The organism is Demequina iriomotensis (assembly GCF_000971395.1).
Lineage (GTDB): Bacteria > Actinomycetota > Actinomycetes > Actinomycetales > Demequinaceae > Demequina > Demequina iriomotensis.
Map to the genome: position 1 here is coordinate 48,398 of NZ_BBME01000010.1, position 23,187 is coordinate 71,584.

25 protein-coding genes are annotated in these 23,187 nt (G+C 72.6%); 6 read left to right on the plus strand and 19 right to left on the minus strand.

Translation table 11 applies throughout. The features are described from left to right. Positions 1 to 143: 143 nt before the first annotated feature. From pheT to infC, 9 genes are all read right to left on the minus strand, one after another. A complete protein-coding gene (gene pheT, locus AOM09_RS03715) occupies positions 144 to 2,726 on the minus strand; it encodes a phenylalanine--tRNA ligase subunit beta (RefSeq protein WP_062384590.1) in 2,583 nt (860 codons plus the stop codon). Then, on the minus strand, positions 2,726 to 3,811 hold the full coding sequence (pheS, locus tag AOM09_RS03720; RefSeq protein ID WP_062384593.1) for a phenylalanine--tRNA ligase subunit alpha: 1,086 nt from the start codon (positions 3,809 to 3,811) through the stop codon (positions 2,726 to 2,728). Before pheS ends, pheT begins: the two co-directional genes overlap by 1 nt. Before the next feature lie 214 nt (positions 3,812 to 4,025). Beyond that, the gene (locus tag AOM09_RS15630) at positions 4,026 to 5,537 is read right to left on the minus strand and encodes a GGDEF domain-containing protein (protein WP_062384596.1); all 1,512 of its coding nucleotides are present in this window, start codon (positions 5,535 to 5,537) and stop codon (positions 4,026 to 4,028) included. A gap of 13 nt (positions 5,538 to 5,550) precedes the next feature. Further along, on the minus strand, positions 5,551 to 6,006 hold the full coding sequence (locus AOM09_RS03730) for a hypothetical protein (RefSeq protein ID WP_062384600.1): 456 nt from the start codon (positions 6,004 to 6,006) through the stop codon (positions 5,551 to 5,553). A 9-nt stretch (positions 6,007 to 6,015) separates the two neighbouring features. After that, a complete protein-coding gene (locus AOM09_RS03735) occupies positions 6,016 to 7,701 on the minus strand; it encodes a diguanylate cyclase (RefSeq protein ID WP_169747609.1) in 1,686 nt (561 codons plus the stop codon). A 90-nt stretch (positions 7,702 to 7,791) separates the two neighbouring features. Beyond that, the gene (locus AOM09_RS03740; protein ID WP_062384606.1) at positions 7,792 to 8,643 is read right to left on the minus strand and encodes a TrmH family RNA methyltransferase; all 852 of its coding nucleotides are present in this window, start codon (positions 8,641 to 8,643) and stop codon (positions 7,792 to 7,794) included. A gap of 12 nt (positions 8,644 to 8,655) precedes the next feature. Beyond that, the gene (gene rplT, locus AOM09_RS03745; protein WP_062294445.1) at positions 8,656 to 9,036 is read right to left on the minus strand and encodes a 50S ribosomal protein L20; all 381 of its coding nucleotides are present in this window, start codon (positions 9,034 to 9,036) and stop codon (positions 8,656 to 8,658) included. Positions 9,037 to 9,067: 31 nt separating this feature from the next. Beyond that, positions 9,068 to 9,262, minus strand: coding sequence for a 50S ribosomal protein L35 (gene rpmI / locus AOM09_RS03750; RefSeq protein WP_062384610.1), 195 nt, complete (start codon positions 9,260 to 9,262; stop codon positions 9,068 to 9,070). A 94-nt stretch (positions 9,263 to 9,356) separates the two neighbouring features. Then, a complete protein-coding gene (infC, locus tag AOM09_RS03755; RefSeq protein WP_062385227.1) occupies positions 9,357 to 10,031 on the minus strand; it encodes a translation initiation factor IF-3 in 675 nt (224 codons plus the stop codon). A gap of 236 nt (positions 10,032 to 10,267) precedes the next feature. On the opposite strand from infC, the gene AOM09_RS03760 reads away from it, so the two are divergent. The 5 genes from AOM09_RS03760 (at position 10,268) to AOM09_RS03780 (ending at position 13,409) form a co-directional block, all read left to right on the plus strand. After that, the gene (locus tag AOM09_RS03760) at positions 10,268 to 10,639 is read left to right on the plus strand and encodes a DUF1844 domain-containing protein (RefSeq protein WP_062384614.1); all 372 of its coding nucleotides are present in this window, start codon (positions 10,268 to 10,270) and stop codon (positions 10,637 to 10,639) included. A 104-nt stretch (positions 10,640 to 10,743) separates the two neighbouring features. After that, positions 10,744 to 11,424 (plus strand): hypothetical protein, encoded by a 681-nt coding sequence (locus AOM09_RS03765; protein WP_062384618.1) that lies wholly within the window; start codon positions 10,744 to 10,746, stop codon positions 11,422 to 11,424. Next, positions 11,424 to 12,182, plus strand: coding sequence for a S1C family serine protease (locus AOM09_RS03770; RefSeq protein ID WP_062384620.1), 759 nt, complete (start codon positions 11,424 to 11,426; stop codon positions 12,180 to 12,182). The genes AOM09_RS03765 and AOM09_RS03770 overlap by 1 nt, the downstream gene beginning before the upstream one ends. Then, positions 12,179 to 12,712, plus strand: a complete 534-nt coding sequence (locus tag AOM09_RS03775; protein WP_062384623.1) for a hypothetical protein — start codon at positions 12,179 to 12,181, stop codon at positions 12,710 to 12,712. Before AOM09_RS03770 ends, AOM09_RS03775 begins: the two co-directional genes overlap by 4 nt. Beyond that, positions 12,705 to 13,409, plus strand: a complete 705-nt coding sequence (locus AOM09_RS03780; RefSeq protein WP_062384626.1) for a S1 family peptidase — start codon at positions 12,705 to 12,707, stop codon at positions 13,407 to 13,409. The genes AOM09_RS03775 and AOM09_RS03780 overlap by 8 nt, the downstream gene beginning before the upstream one ends. Before the next feature lie 7 nt (positions 13,410 to 13,416). Here AOM09_RS03780 and AOM09_RS03785 read toward each other — a convergent pair whose 3' ends face one another. The 10 genes from AOM09_RS03785 to AOM09_RS03830 all read right to left on the minus strand — a co-directional run bounded on the left by AOM09_RS03785 (position 13,417) and on the right by AOM09_RS03830 (position 20,859). Further along, positions 13,417 to 14,142, minus strand: coding sequence for an SseB family protein (locus AOM09_RS03785; RefSeq protein ID WP_062384628.1), 726 nt, complete (start codon positions 14,140 to 14,142; stop codon positions 13,417 to 13,419). A gap of 31 nt (positions 14,143 to 14,173) precedes the next feature. Then, entirely contained in the window at positions 14,174 to 14,659 is a 486-nt protein-coding gene (locus tag AOM09_RS03790; protein WP_062384632.1) for a hypothetical protein, read from the minus strand. A 53-nt stretch (positions 14,660 to 14,712) separates the two neighbouring features. After that, positions 14,713 to 15,450: a bifunctional 1-(5-phosphoribosyl)-5-((5-phosphoribosylamino)methylideneamino)imidazole-4-carboxamide isomerase/phosphoribosylanthranilate isomerase PriA gene (gene priA / locus AOM09_RS03795; RefSeq protein ID WP_062384635.1), complete on the minus strand. Its 738-nt coding sequence runs from the start codon at positions 15,448 to 15,450 to the stop codon at positions 14,713 to 14,715. A gap of 95 nt (positions 15,451 to 15,545) precedes the next feature. Next, the gene (locus AOM09_RS03800; RefSeq protein WP_062384638.1) at positions 15,546 to 15,953 is read right to left on the minus strand and encodes a hypothetical protein; all 408 of its coding nucleotides are present in this window, start codon (positions 15,951 to 15,953) and stop codon (positions 15,546 to 15,548) included. A 60-nt stretch (positions 15,954 to 16,013) separates the two neighbouring features. Further along, positions 16,014 to 16,694: a hypothetical protein gene (locus AOM09_RS03805; RefSeq protein ID WP_062384641.1), complete on the minus strand. Its 681-nt coding sequence runs from the start codon at positions 16,692 to 16,694 to the stop codon at positions 16,014 to 16,016. A 57-nt stretch (positions 16,695 to 16,751) separates the two neighbouring features. Next, positions 16,752 to 17,408: an imidazole glycerol phosphate synthase subunit HisH gene (gene hisH, locus AOM09_RS03810; RefSeq protein ID WP_062384643.1), complete on the minus strand. Its 657-nt coding sequence runs from the start codon at positions 17,406 to 17,408 to the stop codon at positions 16,752 to 16,754. Next, positions 17,405 to 17,857: a hypothetical protein gene (locus tag AOM09_RS03815; RefSeq protein ID WP_062384646.1), complete on the minus strand. Its 453-nt coding sequence runs from the start codon at positions 17,855 to 17,857 to the stop codon at positions 17,405 to 17,407. The genes hisH and AOM09_RS03815 overlap by 4 nt, the downstream gene beginning before the upstream one ends. Continuing rightward, the gene (gene hisB / locus AOM09_RS03820; protein ID WP_062384649.1) at positions 17,854 to 18,453 is read right to left on the minus strand and encodes an imidazoleglycerol-phosphate dehydratase HisB; all 600 of its coding nucleotides are present in this window, start codon (positions 18,451 to 18,453) and stop codon (positions 17,854 to 17,856) included. Before hisB ends, AOM09_RS03815 begins: the two co-directional genes overlap by 4 nt. Then, entirely contained in the window at positions 18,450 to 19,544 is a 1,095-nt protein-coding gene (locus AOM09_RS03825) for a histidinol-phosphate transaminase (RefSeq protein ID WP_062384652.1), read from the minus strand. The genes hisB and AOM09_RS03825 overlap by 4 nt, the downstream gene beginning before the upstream one ends. 49 nt (positions 19,545 to 19,593) lie before the next feature. Further along, positions 19,594 to 20,859: an Nramp family divalent metal transporter gene (locus AOM09_RS03830; protein ID WP_082098815.1), complete on the minus strand. Its 1,266-nt coding sequence runs from the start codon at positions 20,857 to 20,859 to the stop codon at positions 19,594 to 19,596. A 109-nt stretch (positions 20,860 to 20,968) separates the two neighbouring features. Here AOM09_RS03830 and AOM09_RS03835 point away from each other — a divergent pair, with 109 nt between their 5' ends. Next, on the plus strand, positions 20,969 to 23,164 hold the full coding sequence (locus AOM09_RS03835; RefSeq protein ID WP_062384655.1) for a DEAD/DEAH box helicase: 2,196 nt from the start codon (positions 20,969 to 20,971) through the stop codon (positions 23,162 to 23,164). Positions 23,165 to 23,187 lie beyond the last annotated feature (23 nt).

Here is a 23,187-nt window from a genome sequence, read left to right on the forward strand (position 1 = left end):
TACGGATTCCTGGCGCATCGAGCGTCGTCGACACTCACGTGACGTTTGATCCAGCGCGGCGTTCGCAAAACTGCAATCGAGACGTCATCGTGCAGCCGGCCGGGTCTCCCCCGCCGGACGCCGCATCTTCAGCTCAGGCTGAACTACCGCAGCACGGCACCGAACTTCTCGGCGGCCGCCGCGATGATCGCCTCGCGCACCGTGAGGACCTCCTCGGCCGACAGCGTGTGGTCAGCGTCGCGCATGCGCACGTTGACGGCCAAAGACTTGCGGCCCTCACCGATCTGCTCGCCCGTGTAGACGTCGAACACGCGCGCGTCCTCGACCAGCCCATCCCCAGCGGAAATCACGGCGTCGACAAGCGAGCCTGCCGTCACGGAAGAGTCGACCACGAAAGCGAAGTCTTCCTTCGCCAGCACCTGCCCCGACACGGGCGACGCCGTCACCAGCACGCCCTCGCTCTCCTCGATCAGCGGGTCGAGCGCGAGCTCGAACGCCACGGTCCGCGCCGGGAGGCCCAGGTTCTCGCACACCTTCGGGTGGAGCTCGCCGGCGACGCCGACGATCTCGCCCTCGAGCCGGTACACCGCCACGCGGCCCGGGTGGAACGGAGCCGTCGACTGCCGCTCCCCCGCCTCCGACGAGATCTCGAGCACCACGCCGCACGCGCGCTCGACCTTCTCGACCATCGCCAGCGCATCGGTCCACCGCCACGGCGTCGCGTGGCCGTCCCACCCCGACGTCACGCGGTTGCCCGCCATCACGCCCGCCACACGGCGCACCTGGCCGGGGATGGCCTTGTTCAGCGCCTCGACATCGTCGGGCGTGATCGACGTACCCGAGTAGGTCGCCGGGATCGCCCCAACGAGGCGACCGAGGTACGCACGCCCCGTCTCGTACACGGCGACGTCCTGCGCGCCGCGACCCAGGTTCACACGCACCGCGTCCACCAGCGTCTCCACCAGGGCCGTCCGCAGCAGCGGTTGCTCGGCGCTCAGCGGGTTGGCGAGGCGGATGACGTCACGACGGACGTCGTCGGCAGGCAGCAGGCACTCGTCGAGCCGCGCCTCGGAGATGAACGGGTACGTCAGCACCTGGGTGAGCCCGGCCTCGGCCAGCGAGCGCGCCACCGACTTCCGGACCAGCTGCGAGTGCGTGTAGCCGCGTCCCGGAGGCGCCACGGGCAGCACGGACGGCAGGCCGTCGAAGCCCTGCAGGCGCGCGACCTCCTCGACCAGGTTGATGGGCGCCTCGAGGTCCGCGCGCCACGTCGGACGCGTCACGATGAGCACCTCGCCGTCGCGCTCGACCGTGCACCCCACCTGGGTGAGCGAGTCGATGACCTGCTCCGGCGAGTACGCGACACCGACGATGCGCGACGGGAAGTCGACGTCCATCTCGATCGGCTCGACCGCCGGCACGTTGTCCACATCCGTGAACACGTCCTCGATCACGCCGCCGCCGAGCTCCACCAGCAGGTTCGCCGCCCGCTGCACCGCCACGGGAGGCAGCGCGGTGTCCACGGCCCGCTCGAAGCGCCGCGAGGCCTCCGAGCCGAGCTTGTGACGCCGCGCGGTCCGCGCGATGGTGATCGGGTCGAAGTGCGCGGCCTCGAGCAGCACGTCCGTGGTCGAGGCGGAGACCTCGGTCAGCGCGCCGCCCATGACGCCGGCGATGCCGACGGGACGGGCGCCGTGGCCCCCGAGCGAGTCGGTGATGAGCAGGTCCTCACCGTGGAGCACGCGCTCGACGTCGTCGAGCGTCTCGATCTGCTCGGCGGGGTGCGCGCGGCGCACCACGATGGGCGCGGTCAGCGTCGCGAGGTCGTACGCGTGCAGCGGCTGGCCCAGCTCGAGCATGACGTAGTTGGTGACGTCCACCGCGAGCGAGATCGAGCGCATGCCCGCCGCCTCGAGGCGCTGCTTCATCCAGCCCGGCGACGCCGCGGCGGGGTCGAAGCCCCGGACGATGCGCGCGACGAACCGGTCGCAGCCCACGTTGCCGCGCACGGGCGCGGCGTCCTCGATCAGCACCGGGAAGCCGTCGCCGGCAGCCCCCGAGACAGCAAGCGCGGCGGGATCGGTGAACGATGCGCCGGTCGCGTGCGCGTACTCGCGCGCCACCCCGCGGATCGAGAACGAGTAGCCGCGGTCCGGCGTCACGTTGATCTCGATGGTCTTCTCATCGAGCCCCAGCAGCGCGATCGCGTCCTGGCCCGGCTCGAGAGAGTCAGCGGAGAACCCCATCTCGGTGAGCACGATGATGCCCGAGTGGTCCTCGCCGAGTCCCAGCTCACGTGCGGAGCAGATCATGCCGTCCGACCAGTGGCCGTACGTCTTGCGGCCGGAGATGGGGAACGGCCCGGGCAGCGTCGCACCCGGCAGCACCACGACCACGTAGTCGCCCTCGACGAAGTTGTGGGCACCGCAGACGATGCCCTTCGAGGACGGGTAGTCGACCTTGTTGTCGGGCTTGTGCCCCGGCCCCTCGGGGTCGTTGAACTCCCCCACGTCGACGCGGCAGTAGTTGATGGTCTTGCCGTTGGACTGCTCCTCCTTGACCAACGACATGACCCGCCCGACCACCAGCGGACCCTCGACGCCCGAGCCGTGGATGCCCTCTTCTTCAAGACCGACGCGAGCGAGCGACGTGGCGATGTCGACCGGCGAAGCGCCGGGCTCGAGCGCGACCGACTCCGCGAGCCAGCTAAGCGGAATCTTGGGCATCAGATCTCCATCCCGAACTGCTGAGAGAAGCGCACATCGCCCTCGACCATGTCGCGCATGTCGGTGACGTTGTGGCGGAACATCAGGGTGCGCTCGATCCCCATGCCGAACGCGAAGGCGGTGTACTTCTCCGGGTCGATCCCGGCGGCGCGGAGCACGTTCGGGTGGGTCATGCCGCAGCCGCCCCACTCGATCCACCCGGTGCCGCGGCACGTGCGGCAGGCCGCATCGGCGCCGCCGCACACGAAGCAGCGGAGGTCCATCTCCGCCGAGGGCTCGGTGAAGGGGAAGAACGCCGGCCGCAGGCGCGTGATCGCCTCGGGGCCGAACAGCGCGCGAGCGAAGTGGTCGAGCGTGCCCTTGAGGTGAGCCATGGTCAAACCGCGATCGATGGCGAGGCCCTCGATCTGGTGGAACACCGGCGTGTGGGTCGCGTCGAGCTCATCCGTGCGGAACGTCTTGCCCGGGCACACCACGTAGATGCCGCGCCCCTCCTCGAGCGAGTCGCGACGCTCGAGCGCCGCACGCACCTGCACCGGCGAGGTGTGGGTGCGCATGAGCAGCCCCGACGAGGGCGGGTCGATGAAGAACGTGTCCTGCATCTCGCGCGCCGGGTGGTCCGGGTCGAAGTTGAGGGCGTCGAAGTTGAACCACTCCGCCTCCATCTCCGGCCCCTCGGCCACCTCCCAGCCCATCGACACGAACAGGTCGCACATACGCTCCTGCATCGTCTCGATGGGGTGGCGGGCGCCCACGAGCGCGCGCGAGGACGGCAGCGTCACGTCGACGGCCTCCTCGACCAGCACGCGCGCGTCGCGCTCGGCCTCGAGCTCGGCGGTGCGCGCGGCGAGCGCGCGACCCATCGCCGCACGGGCGCCGCCCATCGCCTTGCCAGCAGCGGCCTTGTCCGCGGGCTCGAGACCGCCGATAAGGCGGTTCGCGAGCGTCAGCGGCGCCTTGTCGCCGGTGTGGGCGAGCCGCGCCTCCTTGAGCTCGTCGAGGGTAGTGGCGGCGGCGAAGGCCGCCAGCGCATCGGAAACCGCGGCATCGACGCCAGCGGCGTCGAGCGGGGAGAGTTCAGTCATGGATGGCCCTTCACAGCCTCGAAAACAACCGGGGGAAGTCTAGCGGGCGCGCGGGCGGCTCCGAGGGCGGAGGGACGATGCGGGCGCGCACCATGGCGTCAGGCCCGGGGGTTCTCCCCGGGCCTAGAGAAACAGACGCACGGCGGCGCGACGCGTGATGCGGGCCTGGCGCGTGGTCATGGAGCCACGGTAGCAGGACGATGCGCGGGCCCGGTCACGCGCGGGCAGCCTCGTACGCGACGCCCTTCTCCGCGCGCTTGCCGGCCACGAGCGCGTCGTCCGCCGCGCGCACGAGCGGCGCGAGGCGGTAGTCCGCCGTCGCGGCATCCACCCAGCCCGCGCTCACCCCGACCGCGAAGCGATCCCCGACGACCCGGGCGAGCGATCCGTGGGCGCCCGAGCGGAGCCGCTCGACCACCTCGGCCGGCTCCTCGTCGGCCGCGAGCCACAGCACCGCGGCGAACTCGTCCCCGCCGAGCCGTCCGACCACGTCGCGCGGGCCCGACGCCCGGGCGAGTCCGTCGGCGACGGCGCGCAGCGCATCGTCCCCCTCCTCATGCCCCGCGCCGTCGTTGACCGCCTTGAAGTTGTCGAGGTCGAACACGGCGACCGCGACGCGCGCGCCGCGTCGGCGTGCCGCCTGGAGGACGTCGTGGCCGCGCACCTCGAAGTGGTGGCGGTTGCTCAGCCCGGTGAGGGCGTCGGTGCGGGCGCGCACGGACACCTCGCCCGCGGGCCGGCGCAGGGCCCACAGCAGGAGGCTCATGAGGACGGTGACCACGACGATCACCACCGTGTACAGCAGCATCGTGCGATCGAGCGAGGCGATCGCGGGCAGCACGCGGTCGCCGTCGACCACGACGGTGAGCGTCCACGGCAGGGTGTCGCTCACCGCGCGCTCGTAGGTCACCACCTCGCCCACGGTCACCACGCCCTGCGACGCGGGCGAGGTCTCCGCGTCCTCGGGGAGGGCGAGGCTCGTCTCGCCCGCAAGCACGGTCCCGTCCTCCCCCACCACCGAGACCTCGCCGTAGGTCGCGGCCGGGGAGCCGGAAAGGAGGCGCTCGAAGACGCCGCTGTCGAGGCGAACGGATACGATCGCGACCGCGGCGCCGTCGACGTCCCTAGCGGCCATCGACGCGTGGACCACCGTGCGGTCGACCGCGGCGAGCCGCTCGGGGTCGCTCCACACGACGCCCGTCGACCACAGCGCAGGATCGAGCCACGCACGCTCGGGACGCCCGCGCCGCGGCGCCTCCCCGCGCGGCTCGACCGGCTCGAGCGACTCGTCGAGCACCGTCGTCTCGACGGCGCCCTCCGCGTCGACGGTGCGGAAGACGAAGCCCGGCTCGCGCCGATCGAGCTCGCTCTCGGAGCCGTCCGCGGCCACCACGGAGATCGCGGCGATGCTCGACGTCCCGTCCATGAGGCGGCCGAGCTCGTCGAGCATGCGGCTCGGATCCGCGAGGATCGCGGGGTCGACCCCCACGGTTCCCGCCACGCCGCGCACTGTCGCCTCGGCGGGACGGGTCGCGGCCTCGAGCTGCACGGCCGTCGCGTCGCCGACCAGGGTGGTGCCCTCGATCGCGGCGCCCGCGGAGTCGGCCGTCACGCTCGCGCGCGCGATGAGCGTGGTAGCGCCGATGAGGACGAGCGCGGTCAGCACCACGGCGAACGCCCAGGGCAACGGATCCGCCGGGCTGCGCACGGCGAGGCGACGGGACATGGCGGGAGGGCTCCTAGAAGAGCAGGCTCGGCACGCCGATGAGGGCGAGCACGGCGGCCATCACCGCGGTGTTGATCACCGGCAGCGCGATGCGCAGCGGCGCCGGAACCTGGGGGTTCTTCACCAGCAGCACGTTGGTGAGGAACATCACCACGGCGAGCATCGCTCCCACGAACGAGAAGGCGATGAGCAGCAGCGGCGCGAACATCGCCACCTTCGCGGCGGGCTCGACGTGCGCGCCCATCGTGAGGATCGGCTCGCCCTGGAAGCGCAGGGTCTGGAAGCCCGGGATCACGCCGTTCGCCGTGAGGCGACCCGTGGACCCGTTGCGCATCGGCACGGCCCACGCGCCTCGCGTGCGCTTCACCACGGTGCCGTCGATGCGGACCTTGTAGAGCAGCCCGAGCACCCCGTCGACCTCGACCTTGCCGCGTGCTCCCGGGATGTCGAGCCGGCGTGTGGTGTCCATGGGGCCTCCTCAGTCGAGGGGGACACTACCAGCCGGCACCTGCGGCCCCGGGCCCTGCTCGTGGCCCGGCGCGTAGGTACGCCCCTTGTGCACCTTCTTGCCCGCGACCAGCGCCTGATCGGCGGCGGACTGCAGGGGCCGCAGGTCGAAGCCCGCCTCCGACGCGACCGCGAAGCCGGCCGTCACACCAACCTGGGCGCCCGCCGCGCACGAGCGTGACACGACGCGCGCGACGTTGTCGCGCAGGCGCCTCGCGATGTCGACGGGCTGGGCGCCGTCGCGCAGGGTGATGATCGCGGCGAACTCGTCGCCGCCGATGCGCGCCGCCATGTCCCGCGACCTCACGGACTCGCGCAGCGCGTCGCCGACGGCCGCGAGGACCGTGTCGCCCGCATCGTGCCCGAACTCGTCGTTGGCGCGCTTGAGCCCGTCGAGGTCGAACAGCACCATGAGCGCGTCGTCCCCGCCCGCCTGCGCCGCGCGCAGGATCGCGCGTCCGCGGCGCTGGAAGTCGTAGCGGTTCGCGAGGCGCGTGAGCGCATCGGTCTCCGCACGCTGGCGCATCATGCGCAGCGGCCGGTACAGGCGCAGCGCGATGAGCGCCGCCGCGACGACGAGCGCGATCGAGACGCCGGTCACCACCATCGTGACGCGCTTCATGCTCGACACCGCGGGCGCGAGCGCCGCCGGGTCGGCGTCGAGGTGCAGCACCCAGTCGATCCCGGTGTCGGGGTCCATGGCGCGCTCGACCACGACGTTGTTCGACACGTCCGGCGGAGCGGAGCCCTCGCCGGCGGCCTCCGGAGGCGGTGATGCCGGCGGTGTGCCGTCCTCGGGTGCATGCGGCACGAGCGTGCCCTGGGGCAGCCCGAGGTCCGCCGCGTCGGGGACCGTCATGCCGGCGTCGAGCGCGCGGCGCACGTCGTCTCGCGCGCCGGCGGGCGCGGCGATGACGCTCCCGTCGGAGGCGAGGATGAACGCGCGCGCGTCGCCGCCCAGCGGGATGTCCTCGAGCAGGCCGCCGAGCAGGTCGAGGTCCAGGTCGGCTCCGACGATCGCGACCACCTCGCCGTCGACGCGTGCGGCGAGCACGGGCGAGACCGCGACCTCGCCGGTGCGCACCGAGATGTACGGATCGGACCAGACCAGCTCATCCGCCTCGAGGCCGGCGCGGAACCAGGTGCGGTCCGTGACCGTGTAGTCGTCGTCCGCCTCGCGCGCGGTGATCACCTCGAGATCCGCGTCGTACTCGGTCCGCACCACGTGGGTCCGGTTGCCGGCGATGGGCGTGACCTCGAGCGTCACGTAGCCGTCGTCGAACGGTGCGAGCAGCATGACGCGACCGTCGGGGTCCGCGACGAAGATCGAGCCGGCGGCCGGCTCGCGGTCGAGCTGCGTCACCATGGCGTCGAGGAACAGCTCCCCGTCGAGCGCGTCGCCGTGCCGCTCGATCTCGGCGACGGTCCCCACCACCACGTCGGCGACGGCGTCGGCCACGCCGGACACCCGCTCGGCCATGAGGTCGCCGACGTACGTGTACGTGTCCTCAGTCGCGGCCTGGAGCGTGCGCTCCGCGACGTAGGCGTTGACCACCGCGGTCCCGACGAGCGCGACGAGCACCGCGGACACGAGAGTGATGCCGACGGCGACGCCCCGCGCGCGGGGCGTCCTTCTGCGTCGGATCAGTCGGGTCACCATTCCACTATCGGCTACCTGGGACGCCGGGTTCACCGATCCGGGCGTGGTCTTCGCCACACTCGCGCCCGTGCGAGCGCCCGACAGCCGTCAGGCGCGCTGCGCGGTGGCGGACGCGTAGAGGCACACCGCCGCCGCCGTGCCGAGGTTGAGGCTCTCGGCGTGGCCGTGGATCGGGATCCGCACCACCGCATCGGCGAGCGCGAGCTCCTCGGGGCGCAGGCCCCAGGCCTCGTTGCCGAACACCCACGCGGTGGGCCCGGCGAGCGACGCGGCGCCGCCCGCTCCGGAGCCCGCCGAGGCGTCGCCCAGCAGGTCCTCGCCCGAGCCGTCCGCGGCGAGCACGGTGAGCCCGGCGGCGTGCAGGGCCTCGACCGCGTCGGCGAGCGGCGCGCGCGCGACCGGGAGATGGAACAGGCTGCCCGCGGTCGAGCGGATCACCTTGGGGTTGCCGGGGTCCACTGCCTCGCCGGCGAGGATGACGGCGTCGGCGCCCGCGGCATCGGCCGCGCGGATCACGGTGCCGGCGTTGCCGGGGTCGCGCACGTTCGAGAGCACGGCGACCAGCCGCGGCCCGCCCGCCAGCGCATCGTCCAGCGAGGTGCCGCTGGACCCGAGCACCGCGACCACGCCCTGCGCGTCGGCGCTCATCGCCTCGAGCACCTGGTCGGTGCCGAGGTGCACGTACAGGTCGGCGGCGAGCGCCTCGGCGGCGATCTCGGGGTGGCGCGCCGAGGCGTCGGGCGTGAGGTAGACGTCATGCACGCGGTCGGCGGCGAACCGCACGGCCTCGCGCACCGCCTGCGGCCCCTCGACCAGCAGCACGCCGGCGCGGGAACGCGCAGAACGCCCCGCCAGGGCCGCGACTCTCTTCACGCGCTCGGCCCTCGGGTTCGAGAGCGACACGGAGAGGTCTGCAGGCCCGGCGGGGCGTCCTGTCATGGAGACGGCGCCTTACGCGGCGGGCGCGTTGACGTCGGCCGGGAGGGCCTTCTTCGCCGTCTCGACGAGGGTCGCGAACGCGGCCTCGTCGTTCACCGCGAGCTCGGCGAGCATGCGGCGGTCCACCTCGATGCCAGCGGCCTTGAGGCCCTGGATGAAGCGGTTGTAGGTGATGCCGTTCGCACGGGCAGCCGCGTTGATGCGCTGGATCCACAGCTTGCGGAAGTCGCCCTTGCGCTTGCGACGGTCGTTGTACGAGTAGACGAGGGAGTGGGTGACCTGCTCCTTCGCCTTCCGGTAGAGGCGCGAACGCTGGCCACGGTAACCCGCAGCGCGCTCGAGGGTAGTCCGGCGCTTCTTCTGGGCGTTGACCGCCCGCTTGACGCGTGCCATTTCTTAGTCTCCTTGGGCTTTCGGTACGGGCTTACTTGCCCAGCAGCTTCTTGATCTTCTTCGAGTCCGCGTCCGACAGGATCGCGTCCACGGCCACACGACGCTTGCGCGACGAGTGCTTCTCCTCGAACTTGTGCACGTTCATGGCGTGGGCGTGCTTCACCTTGCCGGTGCCGGTCAGCTTGAAGCGCTTCTTGGCACCCGAGTGGGTCTTGTTCTTGGGCATTGCTGCCTCTCCTTCTAGGTCTGGCTGGGACCGGTGGAACCCAGCACGTTTCACGGGCGACCTGCGCCCGAAGCCTGCGTGCGTCTCGCGACGGCTACTCGGCGGCCGACTCCTCGACCTCCGTGGCGACCTCCTCGGTCCCCTCGGCGACCTCGGGGGCCACCTCGGCACCCCTGGGCGCCTTGCGCTCGTCGCGCGCGGCCGCCTCGGCGGCCTTGCGCTCCTCGCGCACCTTCCGCTGCTCCTCCTTGGCCTCCGCCTTCTTCTTCAGCGGGCCCAGGACGAGCGACATGTTGCGCCCCTCGTGGCTCGGCGCATTCTCGACCACGCCGTACTCCTGGAGCTCCTCCGCCAGCTTCATCAGCAGGCGGCGGCCCATCTCGGGGCGGGACTGCTCGCGACCGCGGAACATGATGGTGACCTTGACCTTGTCGCCGCCCTTGAGGAAGCGGATGACGTGGCCCTTCTTGGTCTCGTAATCGTGTCCGTCGATCTTGAGGCGGAAGCGCATCTCCTTGATCTCGGTGTTGGCCTGGTTGCGCCGGGCCTCACGAGCCTTGACGGCCGCCTCGTACTTGAACTTGCCGTAGTCCATGAGCTTGACGACGGGAGGACGCGAGTTGGGCGCCACCTCGACCAGGTCGAGCTCGGCGTCCTGCGCCAGACGGAGGGCATCCTCGATACGGACGATGCCGACCTGCTCGCCCTTCGGACCGACCAGGCGGACCTCGGGGACACGGATGCGCTCGTTGATGCGCGGCTCGTTGATAGCGGCTCCTTCTCGTTGCTGTCGTCTACCGACCGCGGGCCGCGTCCCCTCCCCGGAAACGAGGAAAGGCCCCTGCCCGAATGCGAGCAGAGGCCACCACAGCGCCGATGCCCTGGCACGCGAGGCGCCTGACACCGAAACCGATACCCAGGCCCCTATGGTCCTCGGGTGGGAGTGGACTCCACTTGCGTGTTGCAGCGCATGCCGCAACCGGTCGATGGACAAGAATAGCAACCATGAGCCAGAAAGACCAGGAACCAGGTCCCGGCGCGCCCGCGGGCACGTCCGACGACGCCGCTCGCGACCTCGCTGACGTGGGCGCCGTGGAACTTATCACGACGGTGAGCGTTCATCTTCTCAGTGCGGCCGCGCTTCGGTGCGGCCTGGCGGAGGACGGCGAGGACCTCACGGACCTCGACGAGGCGCGCACGCTCATCAACGCGCTCGCCGGTCTCGTCACCGCCGCCGCACCCGACCTCGGTGACACGCACGCGCGGGCGCTGAGGGATGGGCTGCGGAGCGTACAGTTGGCATTCCGGGAGGCCTCGGCCGTCCCGGACCGGCCCGGAGACGGGCCCGGCGAGAAGTACACGGGGGCGGTCACGTAGTGACTCTTGGGGAGCAGAGCCGGCCGGCGGCCGACGCACGTGAGACCGACGCGCCTGCGCGGGTCTCGGTGACTGCCCGGGCCCGCCTCTCCCCGTTCCCTCCCGTGACGGAGCCCTCGGCGCACGACCGCATCGACACCGACGAGATCCCGGTCGTGCGCGCCGCCGTGGTCGACGCCGCGCACCCCTTCGGGGAGGACGATGCGGCCGACCCGGTGGTCCCCGAGCCCACCGCGGACGCCGCGCCCGAGCCGCAGGTGGTGGTGCACCGCAGCCGACCCGCGGCGCTCATCGTGACCCTCGCTCTCATGACGGTGCTCCTCCTCGGGGCGTCCGCGCTCATCGCATACCTGTGGCGGGTCTCGGAGGCCTGGGAGGCCCAGGTGGCCGAGATGACGGACACCAGCTACGAGCTCGGCGAGCAGGTCGCCGCGGAGCGGGACAGCCTCGCCACGACCCAGTCGCAGCTCGACCTGGTCACGCAGCAGCTCAACGCCTCCAAGGACACGGTCAGCCGCCTCCAGGCGGAGAACGCCCAGTGGGGTGACGACGCGGCCTTCGCGCAGGAGGAGATCGCCGCGCTGGAGACTGTCATCACCAACGCCACCTCCGTCGCGAGCTCGCTCAGCCGCTGCATCGAGGGCCACGAGCAGCTCGCGGACTACCTGCGCTCCCCCGACGACTACAAGCCCAAGGAGATCGCGAGCTTCGCCGACAGCGTCGATGCGCTGTGCACGGCCGCGTCCGACGCGAACGTCGCGTTCCAGATCTCGGTGGCGCCGTGATGCGGACCCGCGCCGCGAGCGGCCTGCTCGCCGGCGTGCTCGCGCTCGCGCTCGCGGGCTGCGCCTCGCTGCCGCAAGCGCCCGGTGCGCTGCCCGACGACTTCATCCCTGAGCCGACCGCCTCGCCCGGCGACGGCGCGGGCGCGCTCTCCCCGGACGGCTTCTCCGCGGCGCAGCGCATGACGGTGCGCGTCCGCAACGTCGGGTGCGGCTTCATCGCGACCGGCACCGGCTTCGCGCTCGACTCGCACACGCTGGTGACCAACCGCCACGTGGTCGCGGATGCCAAGCGCATCACCGTCACCACCTACGACGGCCGGTCGATCGCCGCGACCGCGGCCTCGACCACCACCGTCGCGGACATCGCCATCATCACCACGGAGGAGTCGCTCGGTTCGGCATACGCGTTCCGCGCGCACGAGGATCCCGCCGAGGGCGACGTCATCACCGTGGTCGGGTACCCGAACGGCGGGCGCCTCACCAGCACCGCGGGCGTGGTGCTCGGCCCCACCACCGACCCGCTCGGAGGCGCCGTCGGCACGGTGCTCGCGACCAGCGCGAGCGTCGAGCAGGGGTCCTCCGGCTCTCCGGTGCTCGACGAGGACGGTCGGGTGGTGGGCGTCATCTACGCGAAGAACTACTCGAACCAGAGCTTCATCGTGCCCATCTCGACGCTCAACACCCTGCTGCGGGAGGAGTCGCTGTTCGTTCCCGAGGCGAGCTGCGCGACCGCGTCGCAGCACCTGGGATCGATGTGAGCGAACCCGAGACCGACGCCCCGGAGGCGGACGGCGCGCCCACGCCCGCCGCACCCCCGCGCGAGACCCGGCAGCGCCCGCGCCGCGGCCTCGTCGTCGCGCTCGCGCTGTCGCTCGTCGTGGTCGTGGGCCTCGGCGTGGCGGTCGCGCTGCTCGCGACGTCGCGCCACCTGTGGGAGGACCAGAACGCCCAGCTGCGCGACCGGGTCGAGGTGCTCACGGGGCAGGTATCCGCGGACAGCGCCCGGATCGCCTCACTCGAGGAGAGCGAGCGGCAGCTCGCCGCCCTCAAGGAGGAGTACTCGGCCGCGGTCAACGCGGGGGCCCAGGGCACCGAGCTGGTCGAGGAGCTCGAGGACATCGTCGACGCCTACGCGCGCTGCGTCGAGGCGCAGGCCGACCACTTCGAGGTGCTGCGCCACGCCGACCGCTACGTCGCGTCGAGCATCGACGAGTCCGAGCGGTCGATCCTCGACTACTGCGCCGAGGTCGAGGACGCGTACGACGCCTTCCAGGCCTCCCATGGGTGACCGCCGCGCCGCGGTCGCCGTCGCCGCGGCGCTCGCGCTGCTCCTCGCGGCCTGCGCCCCGCTCGGCCCTCCGCCCTATGCGACGCCCGCACCTGTGGGGGCGACCGTCGCATCGTCCGGCGAGGACGGGTTCACGCACGCGGAGCGCATCGCGCTGCGCGTGTGGGCGCGCACGTGCACGGCCTACCGCAACGGCTCCGCGTGGATGCTCGACCGCACGCACGCGGTCACCAACCGCCACGTGATCGAGGACGCGACGGTCATCGAGCTCACCGACTACCAGGGCAACGCCTACCACGGCACTGTCGCGGAGTACTCCGAGAGCGACGACCTCGCTCTCATCACCATCGACGGTGAGTTCCCCGCGAGGGGCACGGTCGCCGCGGACGAGCCCGACCCGGGCGACGAGCTCACCGCCGCCGGCTTCGCCCTCGGAGGGCCGCTCGCCTCGGTGTCGGGGCCCTTCGTGGAGCGACGGGTCAACGAGCTCGACCCCGACGGCGCGCAGATCTACTTCGTCCGCATGCTCGCGCAGGAGGGCAACTCGGGATCGCCGGTGGTCGACGCCGCGGGCGACGTGGTGGGCGTGCTGTTCTCCTCCGACCTGGAGGCGTTCGCCGGCGCGGTGGCGCTCCCCCGCCTCCAGGCCTTCCTCGCGGACGATGCGGAACGCACCCGGGTGGACGCGTCCTGCTGAGGACGCGTCAGGCCTGGGAGAGCCTCAGCTCGAGGCTGTCGACGCGCTGCGCGACCACGGCCGACCGGGCGAGCTGACCCTGGACGCGTTCGACGATCTGATCCACCTCGGGCCGTGTGAGGCCCGCGACCAGGCCGAGGACCACAGCCACCTCGGCGCCGCGGCCGGGGACCGCGTCGACGCTCGTGAGCGCGTCCCCGAGCTCGACCGCCTCGACGATCGCGTCGCGCACCTCGGGCACCACCGCGCCGTCGGCCACCGCGGGCCGCCAGGGCTCGCCCTGACCGAGCGCCCACACGGCGGGCCTCGGGATGAGCACGGTCTCCATGGCGGGGTTGACCACGAGCGCGCTCCAGCCCTCGGCGACCGCGGCGAGCGCGGCCCGCGGGCCCTCGGCGGGGATGGGACGGGCCGTGTCGCTCCAGGCCTTGACCGCGTCGACGTCGGTGAAGACGGGCAGCGCGCTGCGCCCGTCCGGCATCTCGACCGCGACCACGCCCGTCGACGCGACCTCGTCCTGCTCGAGCCCGTGGCGCCCGACCACGCGCTTCTCGCCGGACGCGACCACGGGGATGAGCACGCGCGCGTAGGCGAGCGCGTCGACCACGTCGGTCAGCGGTCCCTTGCCGCGCGAGTAGCGGATGAGCGCCTGCGCGAGCTGCGCGTCCGCGCTGCCGTCGTCGTCGGCGAAGATCGACTCGGGGATCTCCTTGCGGGGCTCGTCGTCGCTCATGGCTCCCAGCCTAGGGCCAGGGTGCGACGCGTCAGAGACCCGCGAGCGCCGTGAGGTCCGCGAGGAACGAGTCCGATCCCGTGAGGATCTCCGACGAGTCCCCCATCCGCGCCCACCGGCAGCCGTAGTCGTCGATGACGATCCGGAGGTGCCGCTGGTCCTCCACCAGGTGCAGCACGTACTCGGGGCCCAGCTCCATGGTGCATGCCTGGTTCAGGTCGGCAGGCTCGAGCGTGTCGACGAGCGCACGCACGCCGTCGAGGTCCTCGATCGCTGCGGGGCCCTCGGCGAGCGTCCACTCCTCGCCTATGGAGTACACGCACACCCACGCGGCGGTGAGCTCGCCGATCTCGGGAGCACCTGCCGCCGGTTCGACGGGCCCGGTCGCGGGCGTGAGCGTCTCGGCGCACCGCGGCGTGGCGTCCGTCGTGGGCTGGGTGTCGCCCACGTCGGAAGGCGGCGCGCACGCGGCGAGCACCACGGCCGTCAGCATCGCCACCGTCGCCCATCCGCGCATCGTCCACCCCTTCGCTCCCAGGCTAGACGCGCGGGACGCTGGAAGCGTTGGGGTCAGGGGCGACCGGCGATGTCGAGCGCCTGCGGGAGCGTGAAGTTGCCGTTGTAGAGGGCCTTGCCGACGATCGCACCCTCGATGCCGGCACCCGTGAGGGTGCGCAGCGCGGCGATGTCGTCGAGCGAGCTGATGCCTCCGCTCGCGACCACGGGGGCGTCGGTCGCCTCGCACACCTGCGTGAGCAGCTCGAGGTTGGGGCCGGAGAGCATGCCGTCCTTCTTCACGTCGGTCACCACGTAGCGGGCGCAGCCCGCGGCGTCGAGGCGCGCGAGCACCTCCCACAGGTCGCCGCCCTCGCGGGTCCAGCCCCGGCCGGCGAGCGTGGTGCCGCGCACGTCGAGGCCCACCGCGATCCGGTCGCCGTGGCGGTCGATCGCACGCGCGGTCCACTCGGGGTCCTCGAGCGCGGCCGTGCCCAGGTTGACCCGCGCGCAGCCGGTCGCGAGGGCGCGCTCGAGCGACGCGTCGTCGCGGATGCCGCCGCTCATCTCGACCTTGACGTCGACCGCCTTGACCACGCTCGCGAGCAGCTCCGCGTTGGAGCCGCGCCCGAACGCCGCGTCGAGGTCCACCAGGTGGATCCACTCGGCGCCGCCGGCGACCCAGTCCTGCGCCGCGGCGAGCGGGTCGCCGTAGCCGGTCTCCGAGCCCGCCTCGCCCTGCGTGAGGCGGACGGCCTGGCCGTCGGCGACGTCGACGGCGGGCAGGAGCTCGAGGCGGGAGGTCTCGGTCATGGTCTCGCTTTCGTGGCAGTACAGCGTGATGGGGGCCGATGCGGCGGCCTCCAGGCTACCCGTCCGGCGCGCGCGAGCGCGCCGTGCGTCGCACCTCAGGGCGCGCTGACCTCGAGCCGGCCGAGGCTGGTGCCCTCGTCGACGAATCCACCGAGGACCACGTCGTAGGAGCCCGCCACCATGGCGGCGCTCGTCTCGAGCGTCGCAACGCCGTGGCCGTCCTCGTCGAGCGGCACCCCGACCGAGGATGCGATGAGCCCCGAGCCGGGCTCGAGCAGGAAGATCAGCGCCGGCCCCTCGAGATCGGGCGCAGGCTGGTCCCCGCGGTCCGCGCAGCTCACGGTCACCGTGTCGACGGTCACCGCGACCGGGTCGCCCGCCGTCACCGCGCGGTCCGACAGCGTGACGTCGAGGTCGCGGCAGATCTCGACGGTGAGGCTGCATCCCGTGAGCGGCAGCGCCACCAGCGACGCCGCCGTCGCGGCGGTCAGCAGGCGTGTCATGGCGCCATCATGGCAGCGCCGTGCGCGTGGCGACAGCCCTGGGACCGGGGCGCGACACGGTCAGAACGCGTAGCCGTGCGCCGCGATCTCGACCGCGAAATCGCGCGCGATGACCTCAGCCTGGGCCTCGGTGAGCACCTCGCGATACGCGCGGCGGTCGCTGCGCGTGCCCGCCTTCGCGCGCGGCAGCGGTCCCGGATCCGAGACGCCTAGCCGCTCCCAGACCTCCGTCATTCCCTCGCCCAGCTGCTCGTACCGCACCACGAGGTCCGCGCAGACCTCGCCGTCGATCATGTAGACGTCGGCGCTGCTGACGAGCTTCCGGTAGTTGTCGCTCTCGAGGTAGGCGGTCAGTCCCGCGTCCTGATCGCCGTTGAAGTAGTACCCGGACACGACCACGTCCCACGGGTTGCGGACGACGGTGAACTTGAACGCCTCGTCCCACGCCTCCTGGCCGACGAGCCTCCGCACGTCGCGCGCGAGCATGTGGTTGCGGGCCCGCGCGCGGCGACCTTTGAGCGCCAGCCGTCCCCAGTCGCGCAGCTCGTACGTGGAGAACGGGAACGCGTCGTTGACCGGACCCTGATAGCCGAGTCCGGCCCTCAGCGCCTCGTCATCCCCCGAGATCGGGGTGATGACGTCGCCGGAGTCGCAGAACTGCGACAACGCGATCTCGATGCTGGTGCCGGCGGTCTTCCTCGTCTTGAGGAAGATGAAGCGCCGCGAACGTGAGTAGATCACAGGGGCCCCCTCGCTCCCGATGAAGCGAGGCTAACAGCCCCGTGGCCGCACCGTCGCCTAGAGCGTCGCGACCCAGTTGCGCAGCAGGTGGAGGCCGGCCTCGCCCGACTTCTCGGGGTGGAACTGCGTGGCGCAGAGCGGGCCGTTCTCGACCGCCGCGACGAACCTGTCGGCGCGGTCCCCCGCGCCCGCGGTCGACCACGTCACCAGCGGCGACGCGAACCGCCCCGTGTCCTCGGTGGTCCCCAGCGGGAAGGCGCGTGCGCCGTAGGAGTGGACGAAGTAGAAGCGCTCGGACTCGACACCCTGGAACAGCGACGTGTGCGCGGGCGGCTCCACGGTCGCCCACCCCATGTTCGGCACCACCGACGTCTGCAGCAGCTCGACCACCCCGGGCCACTGGTCGAGGCCCGCGGTCTCGGTGCCGTGCTCGACGCCGCGCTCGAACATCACCTGCATGCCGACGCAGATGCCGAGGACCGGACGCCCGCCGGCGAGCCTGCGGCCCACCACCTGGTCGCCGCGCGCCTGCCTGAGCCCGTTCATGACCGCCTCGAACGCGCCCACGCCCGGAACCACCAGCCCGTCCGCGTTCTCCGCGACGGTGCGGTCGCTCGTGAGGACCACGCGCGCGCCCACGTGCTCGAGGGCGCGCGTGGCGGAGCGGACGTTGCCGAATCCGTAGTCGAAGACGCAGACGAGCGGTGCGGTCACGATCCGTGGGCCTTTCGCAGTTCCTTGGTCTCCCTCAGCAGCTCGCGGTAGGCCGCGACGCGGCCCATCGCGGTGGAGTGGACCTTGTCCTCGTGGGTCTCGGCCACCTGCGCGATGGACTGGGCGCCCGTGAGGATGGTGGTGACCACGCCGGGCGAGTCCGCGAGCGCGAGCCCCGCGGGAGGCTCGTTCTCGACCGCACCCCCGCGCCACTCCTGGACCCGCACGTTCCCCGCACGCGACTCGGCGAGCAGGAACGGGGTGCCCTTGAGGAAGCCCGACAGCGCTCGGGCGGCGCGTTCCGCCGACTCGCGCGACGCATCGTCCAGGACCACGATGGGACCGCCGCTGGTCTCCAGGACCGTGCCGGCCACCTTGTGCAGGCCGCACAGGGCGGTGAGGAACCTGGCCCGCGGGATCGGGGTCAGGATGACCGCGACATCGGTCACAGCGCACCCTTGGTCGAGGGGATGCCCTGGACGCGCCCGTCCTTCGCGACCGCGAACCGCAGCGCGCGGGCGAGCGCCTTGAACTGCGCCTCGACGATGTGGTGCGGGTCGCGCCCGGCGAGCACGCGCATGTGGACGCAGATGCCCGCGTGGTGCGCGATCGACTCGAGCGCGTGGCCGGTCAGCGAACCCGCGAAGTTGCCGCCGATGAGGTGGGTCGCCTGGCCGACGGGCTCCCCGACGTGCACGAAGTAGGGGCGTCCCGACACGTCGACGACGCACTGCGCGAGCGCCTCGTCGAGCGGCACGAGCGCGTCGCCGAAGCGCGAGATGCCGGCCTTGTCCCCGAGCGCCTGCTTGAGGGCCTCGCCGATGCAGATCGCCACGTCCTCGACCGTGTGGTGCGAGTCGATGTGGACGTCGCCCGTCGCCTGCACGCGCAGGTCCATGAGCGAGTGCTTGCCGAGCGCCGTGAGCATGTGGTCGTAGAAGGGCACGCCCGTGCTGATCTCGGTGCGGCCGGCGCCGTCGAGGTCGAGCTCGACCAGGACGCTCGACTCGCTCGTGGTGCGCTCGATGCGACCGGTGCGGCTCATGACGTGACCTCCAGCAACGCGCTGCGGAACAGCGCCATCTCCTGCGGCGTGCCGATCGACACCCGCAGCCAACCCTCGGGGCCCGTGACGCGGATCAGCACCCCGCGCGCGAGCAGCCCGGAGAAAACCTTCTCACGATCCTCGAAGGGGCCGAACAGCGCGAAGTTCGCGTCCGTGTCGGCGACCGTGAAGCCGCGCTCGCGCAGCCACGCGACGGTGTCGTCGCGCTCCGCGCGGATCTCGTCCACCTGGGCCTGGAGGTCGCGGTGGTGCGCGAGCGCCGCCCGCGCGGTCGCCTGCGTCACGGCGCTGAGGTGGTACGGCAGGCGCACGATGCGCAGCGCGTCGATGACCTCCTCGTGCGCCGCGAGGTAGCCGAGCCGGCCGCCCGCGAGCGCGAACGCCTTCGACATGGTGCGGCTCACCGCGAGGTGGGGGTGCTCGGGGATGAGCGTCGCCGCGCTCTGCGTGCCCTTGCGGCGGAACTCGGCGTACGCCTCGTCGATCACCACGAGGCACCCGCCGGGAACCTCCGCCGCCGTCTCGACCAGCGCGCGGACGTGCTCGAGCGGCAGCGCGGTGCCCGTGGGGTTGTTCGGGCTCGCGACGATGACCATGGCGGGCGCGACGTCGCGGATCGCGGCGGTCGCCGCGTCGATGTCGAGCGAGAAGTCGTCGCGCCGCGGCAGCGTCACGAACTCGGTGATGGTGTCGCGCGCGTACTCGGGGTACATCGAGTACGTCGGCGCGAAGCTCAGGACCTTGCGGCCGGGGCCGCCGAAGGCCTGGTGGAGGTGAAGCATGACCTCGTTCGAGCCGTTCGCGGCCCAGAGGTTGCGCGCCTCGAGGAAGTCGACGTGGCTCTCGGCCGCGAGGTAGGCGGCCAGGTCCTGGCGCAGGCCCAGGAAGTCGCGGTCCGGGTAGCGGTTGAGACCCTCGGCGGCCTTGCGCACGGCCGACGCGATCGCGTCGACCACGGCGTTCGGCGGGGCGTACGGGTTCTCGTTGACGTTGAGGCGCGCGGCGACCTCGAGCTGCGGAGCGCCATAGGGCTCGAGCCCGGCCAGGTCGGGGCGGATCGGCAAGGTCATGAGGCGAGTCTAGTGAGCCTCGCGGCGGCGTCCGCGCCGCGCATCGTGCCTAGATGCGGCCGGAGAACGTGAGCACCAGGAGCGCCGCGTTGAGCGTGACGATGAGCGCGATCACGGCCCACGCGACCACCTGCGTGGCGCGCGAGCTCACGTGCTCCCCCATGAGCGCACGGTCCGAGGTCAGCCGCACCAGCGGGATCACGGCGAACGGGATGCCCAGGCTCAGGACCACCTGCGAGATCACGAGCGCCCAGGTGGGGTCGGCTCCCGCCCCGAGCAGCACGAGCGCGGGGATGAGCGTGACCGATCGCCGCACCCACACGGGGATCCGCCGGTGCAGGAGGCCGCCCATGATCGCGGCGCCGGCGTAGCAGCCGACCGAGGTCGAGGCGAGGCCCGACGCGAGCAGCCCGACGGCGAAGACCGCGGCGATGACCGGGCCGAGCGCGTTCTCGATCGCGGCATGCGCCCCCTCGATCGAGTCCGTGCCGGAGACCCCGCGCAGGCTCGCGGCCGCGAGCAGGAGCATCGCGATGTTGACGGACCCGGCGATCACGAGCGAGACGGCGACGTCCCACTTGGTCGCGTGGAGCAGGCGCCTCAGACGCGGCTCGTCATGCCCCACGCCGTGGCGGTCCCGGGAGAGCGAGCTGTGGAGGTAGATGACGTGCGGCATCACGGTCGCGCCGAGCATCGAGGCGGCGAGCAGCACCGTGGGCGCGCCGTCGAAGCGCGGCACCAGGCCGCCGGCGGCGCCTCCCCAGTCGAGGTCCGACACCACGAGCCCCGCGACGAACCCGACCGAGATGACCGCGAGCAGCCCCATGATGACGAACTCGAAGTGCCGTTGGCCCCGGCGGCTCTGCACGAGCAGCAGGATCAGCGACACGCCGCCGACGATCAGCCCGCCCAGCACGAGCGGCACGTCGAAGAGCAGGTACAGCGCGAGGGCGCCGCCGATCACCTCGGCGAGGTCGGTCATGGCGGCCACGAGCTCGGCCTGCGCCCAGTAGGCGATCCGGCCGCGCCGCGGCAGCCGGGTCCGGAGCAGCTCGGGCATCGAGCGGCCCGTCACCAGGCCCAGCTTCGCGGAGCTGTACTGGATGAGCACCGCCATGAGGTTCGACACGACGAGCACCCACACGAGCAGGTATCCGTACTCGGCACCCGCCGTGAGGTTCGCGGCGACGTTGCCGGGGTCCACGTAGGCGACCGCCGCGACGAACGCGGGCCCCAGCAGGGTGACGATGCGGCGGACGGGTCCGTGGGAGCGCTCCGCGAGCTCGCGGTTGCGCTCGACCAACGTGTTCGACACCCGTCGCTCCTCTCCCGGACCGCTCCGATGCGGCCCTTCCGCTCAAAGTTAGGCTACCCGAACTCTCGAGGGCGGCCGACGCGCCGGTTCCCCGCCCTACCATCGGGGGATGGTCGAGACAGGCTCCCCCGCACCCGTCGCATCGTCCCTGCGCGAGGATGCCGAGGCCGCGCTGCGCTCGCTCGTGGGGCGCGACGGCGTCACGCTGCGCGAGGACCAGTGGACGGCGATCGACGCGCTCGTGTCGCGGTCGGCGCGCGCCCTGGTGGTCCAGCGGACCGGGTGGGGCAAGTCCGCGGTGTACTTCGTGGCGACGCGCCTGCTGCGGGACCGCGGGGCCGGGCCCACCGTCATCGTCTCCCCGCTGCTTGCGCTCATGCGGGACCAGATCGGCGCCGCTGCTCGTGCCGGGATCCGCGCGGTCACCGTCAACTCCGCGAACGTCACCGAGTGGGACCAGGTGCACGCCGCCATCGCGGCGGGCGAGGTCGACGTGCTGCTGTGCTCCCCGGAGCGGCTCAACAACCCCCAGTTCCGCGACGAGGTCCTGCCCCGGCTCGCGGCCGATGCGGGGCTCGTCGTCATCGACGAGGCGCACTGCATCTCGGACTGGGGGCACGACTTCCGGCCCGACTACCGCCGCATCCGCACGCTGCTCGGCGACCTGCCCGCCGGGATCCCCGTGCTCGCCACCACCGCGACCGCGAACGCGCGCGTGACGGCGGACGTGGCCGAGCAGCTGGGCGTCACCGGCTCCGGCCTCGCCGAGGAGGTGCTCGTGCTCCGCGGTCCGCTGGATCGCGAATCGCTGCATCTCGCGGTGCTCGACCTGCCCGATCCCGCCGCGCGCCTCGCATGGCTGTCCGCATCGCTCGGGGCGCTCGACGGCTCCGGGATCGTCTACTGCCTCACCGTGTCGGCCGCCGAGGAGGTCGCGTCGCAGCTGCGCGGGGCGGGTCTCGAGGTCGCCGCGTACACGGGTCAGACGGACCCGGCGGAGCGCGAACGCCTCGAGGGCGAGCTCAAGGACAACCGCGTGAAGGCCCTCATCGCGACGTCGGCGCTCGGCATGGGGTTCGACAAGCCCGACCTCGCGTTCGTGGTGCATCTGGGCGCGCCGTCGTCGCCGATCGCCTACTACCAGCAGGTCGGACGCGCGGGGCGCGGCGTCGAGCGCGCCGTGGTGGCGCTGCTGCCGGGTCGCGAGGACCGCGCGATCTGGGACTGGTTCGGCTCGCAGGCCTTCCCGCCCGAGGAGACCGTGCGGGCGACGCTCGCCGCGCTGCCGACGGACGCCCCGCTGTCCCTTCCCGCGCTCGAGGCACGCGTGGACCTCCGCCGCTCCCGGCTCGAGGCGATGCTCAAGGTGCTCGACGTGGACGGCGCGGTGCGGCGCGTGCAGGGCGGCTGGATCGCGACCGGCTCCGCCTGGTCCTACGACGCGGAGCGGTACGCGCGGGTCGCGGCGGCACGCGCCGCCGAGCAGCGCACGATGCTCGAGTACCAGGCGACGTCCGGATGCCGGATGGCGTTCCTTCGCGCCGTGCTCGACGATCCGGAGCTGGAGGACGGCTGGAGCTGCGGGCGCTGCGACGTGTGCGGCGGCGTGGCCTTGCCCGAGGCGCCCGGCGCCCAGGCCGTCGCGTCGGCTCAGGCGGGCCTCGACCGCGTGGGCGTCGAGGTCACCGCGCGACGCCAATGGCCCACCGGGATGGACGCGCTCGGCCTCGACCTGCGCGGGCGCATCGCACCCGCCGAGCAGGCCGAGCCGGGCCGCGCGATCGCGCGCCTCGACGGGCTCGGCTGGTCGGGCGCGCTGCGCGACCTGTTCGAGAGCCGCGACGCCGACGGCAGGCCGCTCGACGCGGAGACGCCCGTGCCGCTGCGCGGCGCCGCCGTGCGGGTGCTCGAGGACTGGGTCGCGCTGTGGGGACCCGCGGGCCCGGACGGCGCGCGGCGGACCCTCGTCGACGCCGTGGTGGGCGTGGCGTCGGCGACGCGGCCCGCGTTGGCCGGCCACCTCGCCCCCGGGTTGGCGCGCTGGCTCGGCGTCCCCCTCGTCGGGTGGGTGCGTCCCGCGCCCGACCGGCCGGGACCGGACCGCCACGACGTCAACTCCGCGGTGCGGCTCGCGGGCGTCGCGCGCCGCCTCACCCTCGACGTCCCCGACGGCGCCGTGGCGGGCTCGACCGTGCTGCTCGTGGACGACCTCACGGATTCGGGCTGGACGCTCACCGTCGCGTCGCGGCTGCTGAGGCGCGCCGGAGCCGCCGCCGCGCTGCCCTTCGTGCTCGGGGTGCGGTAGGCGCATCGTCCGCTAGGGCCGCT

What these genes read in the sequence shown, in the direction of transcription:
- pheT (WP_062384590.1), bottom strand. Translation starts at nt 2,726, where the DNA reads ATGCCCAAGATTCCGCTTAGCTGGCTCGCGGAGTCGGTCGCGCTCGAG.
- pheS (WP_062384593.1), bottom strand. Translation starts at nt 3,811, where the DNA reads ATGACTGAACTCTCCCCGCTCGACGCCGCTGGCGTCGATGCCGCGGTT.
- AOM09_RS15630 (WP_062384596.1), bottom strand. Translation starts at nt 5,537, where the DNA reads ATGTCCCGTCGCCTCGCCGTGCGCAGCCCGGCGGATCCGTTGCCCTGG.
- AOM09_RS03730 (WP_062384600.1), bottom strand. Translation starts at nt 6,006, where the DNA reads ATGGACACCACACGCCGGCTCGACATCCCGGGAGCACGCGGCAAGGTC.
- AOM09_RS03740 (WP_062384606.1), bottom strand. Translation starts at nt 8,643, where the DNA reads ATGACAGGACGCCCCGCCGGGCCTGCAGACCTCTCCGTGTCGCTCTCG.
- rplT (WP_062294445.1), bottom strand. Translation starts at nt 9,036, where the DNA reads ATGGCACGCGTCAAGCGGGCGGTCAACGCCCAGAAGAAGCGCCGGACT.
- rpmI (WP_062384610.1), bottom strand. Translation starts at nt 9,262, where the DNA reads ATGCCCAAGAACAAGACCCACTCGGGTGCCAAGAAGCGCTTCAAGCTG.
- AOM09_RS03760 (WP_062384614.1), top strand. Translation starts at nt 10,268, where the DNA reads ATGAGCCAGAAAGACCAGGAACCAGGTCCCGGCGCGCCCGCGGGCACG.
- AOM09_RS03770 (WP_062384620.1), top strand. Translation starts at nt 11,424, where the DNA reads ATGCGGACCCGCGCCGCGAGCGGCCTGCTCGCCGGCGTGCTCGCGCTC.
- AOM09_RS03780 (WP_062384626.1), top strand. Translation starts at nt 12,705, where the DNA reads ATGGGTGACCGCCGCGCCGCGGTCGCCGTCGCCGCGGCGCTCGCGCTG.
- AOM09_RS03785 (WP_062384628.1), bottom strand. Translation starts at nt 14,142, where the DNA reads ATGAGCGACGACGAGCCCCGCAAGGAGATCCCCGAGTCGATCTTCGCC.
- AOM09_RS03790 (WP_062384632.1), bottom strand. Translation starts at nt 14,659, where the DNA reads ATGCGCGGATGGGCGACGGTGGCGATGCTGACGGCCGTGGTGCTCGCC.
- priA (WP_062384635.1), bottom strand. Translation starts at nt 15,450, where the DNA reads ATGACCGAGACCTCCCGCCTCGAGCTCCTGCCCGCCGTCGACGTCGCC.
- AOM09_RS03800 (WP_062384638.1), bottom strand. Translation starts at nt 15,953, where the DNA reads ATGACACGCCTGCTGACCGCCGCGACGGCGGCGTCGCTGGTGGCGCTG.
- hisB (WP_062384649.1), bottom strand. Translation starts at nt 18,453, where the DNA reads ATGAGCCGCACCGGTCGCATCGAGCGCACCACGAGCGAGTCGAGCGTC.
- AOM09_RS03825 (WP_062384652.1), bottom strand. Translation starts at nt 19,544, where the DNA reads ATGACCTTGCCGATCCGCCCCGACCTGGCCGGGCTCGAGCCCTATGGC.
- AOM09_RS03835 (WP_062384655.1), top strand. Translation starts at nt 20,969, where the DNA reads ATGGTCGAGACAGGCTCCCCCGCACCCGTCGCATCGTCCCTGCGCGAG.